Source organism: Alicyclobacillus hesperidum, assembly GCF_900107035.1.
Taxonomy (GTDB): Bacteria; Bacillota; Bacilli; order Alicyclobacillales; family Alicyclobacillaceae; genus Alicyclobacillus; species Alicyclobacillus hesperidum.
On sequence record NZ_FNOJ01000007.1, the window covers coordinates 141475 to 147474 of the forward strand.

General features: G+C 54.6%; 5 protein-coding genes. 1 reads left to right on the plus strand and 4 read right to left on the minus strand.

Annotated elements, in window-relative coordinates:
* Window positions 1–61 precede the first annotated feature (61 nt).
* Genes BLU70_RS07480 through BLU70_RS07490 form a run of 3 tightly spaced genes read right to left on the minus strand, consistent with a single transcriptional unit; the run spans window position 62 to window position 3824 of the window.
* A complete protein-coding gene (locus BLU70_RS07480) occupies window positions 62–907 on the minus strand; it encodes an ABC transporter permease (protein ID WP_040288282.1) in 846 nt (281 codons plus the stop codon).
* Window positions 907–1836: an ABC transporter ATP-binding protein gene (locus BLU70_RS07485; protein ID WP_074692997.1), complete on the minus strand. Its 930-nt coding sequence runs from the start codon at window positions 1834–1836 to the stop codon at window positions 907–909. Before BLU70_RS07485 ends, BLU70_RS07480 begins: the two co-directional genes overlap by 1 nt.
* Window positions 1837–1838: 2 nt before the next feature.
* The gene (locus BLU70_RS07490; protein WP_244885140.1) at window positions 1839–3824 is read right to left on the minus strand and encodes a fimbrial biogenesis chaperone; all 1986 of its coding nucleotides are present in this window, start codon (window positions 3822–3824) and stop codon (window positions 1839–1841) included.
* A 228-nt stretch (window positions 3825–4052) separates the two neighbouring features.
* On the opposite strand from BLU70_RS07490, the gene BLU70_RS07495 reads away from it, so the two are divergent.
* Complete coding sequence (locus BLU70_RS07495) at window positions 4053–5291, plus strand: MFS transporter (protein WP_074692999.1); 1239 nt, start codon at window positions 4053–4055, stop codon at window positions 5289–5291.
* Window position 5292: 1 nt separating this feature from the next.
* On the opposite strand, the gene BLU70_RS14950 is transcribed toward BLU70_RS07495, so the two are convergent.
* Entirely contained in the window at window positions 5293–5481 is a 189-nt protein-coding gene (locus BLU70_RS14950) for a DUF6199 family natural product biosynthesis protein (protein WP_040288278.1), read from the minus strand.
* Window positions 5482–6000: the final 519 nt, after the last annotated feature.

Genomic DNA, 6000 nt, shown 5'->3' on the forward strand with positions numbered 1-6000 from the left:
TTCCCCCCGCGAAGCGGCACGTCCATAAAGGTCTACGCGCGCGGAGGAAACAATATGCGTATTATTGGTATTGTTTTTCGGTGCTGCGCGACCAAAATGGAAGCCAGGAAAACCACTGCGGGCGCAGACGCCATAGGCTTGGCACGAGCAAAATCACAATGGCAACCGCATAAAACTCGACAAACGTCACCCAGATGGATGGATCGGCTGACACGGCTCCTTCTAAGGCCGCTTCCACGTATAAAGGATTCAACGCGTAGAAAAAGTGCGACCACGAAAGGGTAAAAAGATCGATTGGATTCTGCTCATACAGGCCTTTCAACCCATAACCTAAAGCGCCGAAAACAACCATCATCAGGCCCACGGTGCCGTAAGAAAACACCGTACTCCATGTCGAACGCAGCGCGATCGTCGAGAACAACACGCAAATCGTCGAGATGACGACGATGGTGAGCAACTGAAACGCCAATACGGACACAACTTCCTGCGGGACAGCCCCACCAAACAAAAAGACGAGGCTATAAACAGGCAGGGTGACCACGACTAGAAGCACCAACAAGGCGCTGGACGACAATACTTTTCCTAATAAAATGCCAATTGGCGACACAGGCGTCGTCAAGAGCACGGCGAGCGTTTTGCGCTCGCGCTCACCACTGACGCTGCCAGCTGCAAAGGCAGGTGCTAGAAACGCGACGACCGTCATCTGCAAAAGGCTAAGCAGGACAAAAACCTGCTGGCTTTTGGTCGGCTGCACGAGGTACAGCTGCCCCTGCACATTCTCGTACAGCAAGAAAAAGGTTAGTATCGACATGCCGCACAGATACGATGTAATGACGATAGGTGCTCGCGCCGTGCGCATGCGTTGATGGAATTCCTTGGCGAGCAAAGGATTGATCCGCAATCGCATCACATCCCCTCCTGAATCGCAGACAACCGTAAAAACAACTGTTCGATATCCGTGGGCTGTTCACTAAATTGCGTGATCGCCATGCCGTGCTGGACAAGCGTGGTCAACAGATCTGCCTGTTGGGCGAGCGTGCCTGCGTACAGGACATTCCAGCCAGCATCCGCGGCATGGACGTCGACGACGTGCCGATCCGCCGCCAAAACGCGCTCCAATTCGCCAGGTTCAAAACGGCCATCGATACGAATGGTGCGATATGCACTCGAATGCTGAACCATGACCTGCACCGCAGCTACGGCAACCAGTTCACCGCGCCGCAGGATACCAACTTCGTCGGCCACTTCCGCAAGTTCGTTCAGGATGTGCGTACTGATAAGCACCGTCTTCCCCATGTCGCGCAGTCCGTGCAACACGGTTCGCATCTCGAGGCGAGACTTCGGATCCAGGCCAGACGATGGTTCGTCCAAAATGAGAACAGCGGGATCGTGCATCAGGCAGCGGGCGATCTCCAAACGCTGCTGCATACCCCGTGACAGCGCATTGACGTATGTGTCACGTTTGTCCGTCAACCGCACGCGCTCCAACAAATCATCCGCACGGGCTTTTACCAGGCGTCGATCCACCCGGTAGCAATCCGCAAAAAAGCGCAGATACTCCATGACAGTCAGATCGTCATACACCCCGAAGGCATCAGGCATATACCCGATACAGCGCCGAACTGCCCGCGGCTCACGTGTAACCTCAAAGCCCTGAATGTACGCGCGCCCGGATGTCGGTGTCGAGAGCGTGGCCAGCATCGACAGGGCGGTCGTTTTGCCTGCGCCATTCTCTCCTACCAACCCAAACACGGTTCCCGGAGCGATCGACAGGTTCATATCTTGAACCGCCGCCATTCGGCCATAGCGCTTGCACAAATTTTGCGTCAAGATCACGGTCAATCTGCCTCCAGACTGCGGCTAACGGGAGCATATTCGCGAATCAAAGTAAGCGTCTTGGCGCTGGTCACGCGGCGCTCACCCACTGGCGTTGGCAATTGCGGCGTACGGTTTGCTGTGGTAGCGATCAGCATCGCCTGCGTCTCGCTCGCCGACGCGCTTGGCGTCCAGGAGGACAAGTAAGCGCCGAGCGAACGGCCAATCCCGTGCGTCAAGGCCCGGTTGTAGGCGCCATAATCAGAAATCCAAGAGACCGTCGCCGCTCCACCACCGACAGGAATCGTTTTCGTCTGCCCGGGGGTCAACGTTCCCAAGCGAATCATGGTCCCCTTCCAGACAACAGCGACATCCTCCAGTGTATAGGGCGTGTCGTTTTCTACCGTGCCAAACAGCAAACCGTATGCGTCGGTGAACTGTGTCGCAATTTCTCCACACTCGCGATCAATACCTGATGTGTACAAATACCGAACGTGCCAGCGCGGAACACTGTAGAACGAAACATCGGTCGCACTCGCACGACTTGTTACGATCGACTTGGTCAGCGGCTGATTGTCACTTGTAAGTGGCAATACATCGCTACCACCTGGCAGTTGCAGACGAAAGTCACCAGAGTCAGGCGACATGAAGGCCTCGGCCGCATAAGCAAACCCACTGCCGTCACCACTTAAATCGATCACGCCTACGCCATCCAACAATAACCCCTTCGGTCGCTCAGATCCGCCAAATGCGTAGATACCGACCGTCGTCATAGCGCTCAACACGGGTAATACCACCCATGCCCAAGTCGCCTTGCGGCGTCGATGGAGCCAAAAAAACGCGAGCGGACCTGCGACGACTATATAGATGAAAAACACTACGCCAAAGGTCGAAAGTGATGGCATGCGCAATGGCGCCAACGCGTCGCCCACAGAAGTTAAAGACAGCGCACCGCTTTCGCTGAACAAGGCGGGTACTGCCGATACCGCCCCCCTTGCCAGGACGGCGGATCGAAAAATCGCCGTCCACATTTGGGCATCTCCCGTCCACGCCAACAAATGCGGATCCATCGGCGAGAACGCCGTTTGCCAAATTTGCCCCCTGCCGACCTGTTCACTCGCAAGAAGCGGCATTTGGTTCGATCCCGCCCAAATGCGGGCATTCCCACGCACGGCTGCGGCATCGATCGCAAGCGCACCGGCCGAAGGTTGCACGCCGGCAAAATCGGCAAGCGGCTGCGCGCTTACTTGCGACGGAACTCCGGCAATGAGAGGCAAGTTGGGCCACCCAGGAAGCGGACTTCCGGCTCCAGTCACAATCAAAAGACCGCCTTCCTTGACCCACTCGCGCAACGCGCTTTGTTGAATGGTCGATAACGACGAAAGTTCAGGAATTGAGGCAACCACCGCGGATAAGCCAGCTAATAGATCGACAGCCACAGGAACCTGTGATGCATCAAGGGCCACCGGCAGCACTGGCGTCGAATCGCTGCTCGCACCCGCCAAAAACTGTGTTTCCTGTGGATCATCAGAAATCACGCCAACGAGTGCGACATGTGATACCGCGTTGCCCGTTAGAGGCGCAGTCGATAGCGTCGCATCTCCTGCGATCAGGGAAACCGTTATCCCTTTCGTCAATATGTTGCCTGGTAACGCAATCTCCTTGCTTGTCCAGCCATCCCGCGGCAGAGCAATCGGCCACTTGAGCACACCGGCACCACGACGCCCGTTGTTCAAGGATTCGTTCACCGCAACAACGAGATCGCCAGTGGTCGCTGCACCGTTATGGTGGAGAGAAATATGCACTGGAACCCAATCATCCGTGCTGTAGTAGCCGCTATACCCCACTTCCACAGACATAGTGACCGCCTGCTTGCCCACCTGGGCGCTTGCGGCGAACGGCCAAGCCCCCACCACAGTCACAGCGATGAAGGCACCAAGCCACTTGCCATAAGCGCGCCATCGGAAGTTCCGCCGCGCTCGAGTGCCGTTATGCTGCTTGCATACCATCTCATCGTTCCTTTCGACGCCATGAACAGGCGCCTATTCCAACCGCACAAACGTGCAAGGTAAGTCCCATGTGTCGAATTGACACCATTGTACACCGTCAACAAAGAGGACCGCTAATCCGAGCGGCTGAACGGCTACTTGCAAAGCAAATCTTTGTGCGCAATTGGAATCGACTTGGAAAGAAGCGTATTGTAAGAGAGTACATAGCGTGGAAAGAGGTCCTTGAAAGTGAACGACGGCACTCCGACACAGACGGCTGCTGAAACCTACCTCGAACGAGGTACAACCATCTATCGCCGGGTCAGCCTTGCATTCTTGGCAGCCGGGATCGTCACGTTTGCAAATCTGTACTGCGTACAACCACTATTCCCTATTTTCTCTGCTCGCTTTCAGTTGACGCCAGCCATCTCCAGTCTTTCTCTATCTGTGACAACTTTCATCCTTTCCGTGTCCCTACCCATGGCCGCCTGGATATCCGATATCTGGGGACGAAAGCCCGTCATGGTCACGTCATTAGTCACTTCCTCGGCGCTCGGAATCATTGCAGCTGTTTGCCCGTCATTCACTGCCCTATTGGTGGTACGCGCCCTGCAAGGACTTACGCTCGCGGGCCTACCTGCCGTAGCCATGGCCTATTTGAGCGAAGAAGTCGCCCCGCGTGGCCTGGGCTACGCCATGGGGCTCTACATCAGCGGCAATTCTATCGGGGGACTACTCGGTCGTATCTGTATTAGTTTTTTGGCAGACCACTTCTCGTGGAGAATTGGAATTTTGGTGTTTGGCACCGTCAGCCTCTTCCTCAGTCTTTACTTTTGGCGAAGCTTGCCCAAGTCGCGACACTTCACCCCACAAACCACCAGCCCATCCTCGGCGCTCCAAGCATTTCGCGAAGCACTGCGCGATCGCGGCTTAATCTACCTTTACCTTATCGGAGCGTTGCTTATGGGCGGCTTTGTGTGTCTTTATAACTATATTGGCTTTCGATTGCTTGCGCCGCCGTATCGCCTGTCCCAGTCACTTGTCGGCATGCTGTTTATCGTCTATATTGCTGGCACCTTTAGTTCTTCTTGGATGGGGAGATTAGCGGATCGCATTGGACGCAAGCGCGTGCTTCTTGCCAACGTCCTTCTCATGGGTGGCGGGGCTGTGATTACACTCCTACCGCATCTCTTTTGGATTGTCATAGGCATGACCGTCTTCACGTTCGGATTTTTCGGCGGCCACTCAACCGCAAGCAGTTGGGTTGGACGACGAGCGATTCATGCGCACGCACAAGCCTCGTCCCTGTACTTGCTGTTTTACTATGTGGGATCCAGTGTCGGAGGCTCACTAGGGGGATTCTTCTGGAGCTCAGGCGGATGGCCGGGCACAGTTGGGATGATCGTAATCGCTAATCTCTGCGCGGTCATACTCTCCATTGCGTTGACGAGAATTCCCCCCGTAGCCTATACCAGTAGGCAATCATAAGTCAGGTATGGGGCGATGCGAATGCGACGATGATGAAAATGAGGCTAAATAGGCACGCAGCCCCTCCGGTAACCCGTAAAAACATGAGATATCCATCAGACGGTTCGGCGTCCCTTAACTTCCACCCGATGTGCAGATACCAAGCCGCTCTCGGTGCAACAAGGTGAAATACGCCTACAATCAATAACACGAATACAAATAGCAGCGAAAGCCCTCCTCAAGCTTCTTGAGTATTTCAAATATAACCAAAATATTCATAGAAGTCCAGCGATATACCTATCGAACGGGCGCTCGTACCTTTCGCGTCGACGTGTCAAGCCTCACGCTGGCCTCTCGATACACTCGGCTAGGATGAGCTTTCTGTTTTCGGGGATGTGGGCGGGGAATGGTGCATAATCGAGTAGACCAGCTATGTAATGTCAAGTCCTTTATCGAGTCTTAGAGCAATGAAGGGGATGAGTTTTAGGTTGCACGGAACCAAGCCTGTTTCAGGGAAACAGACGGTGATCCGAATATTCATTTGCACTTTTTCAAGCTATCGGTTCATACGGTTTGCGATCTCGCAATACCGCATGAATCACATACGTTAACTTGCGTGCAACGGCTCCAGTGGCGGCTAGGGGATGCTTTCCTTCCGCCCGCTTCTGTTCGTAAAAGGCTTTTAGAATTGGGTTGTGTGTTTTTGCGACGCTCGCAGCCAACCAGATTG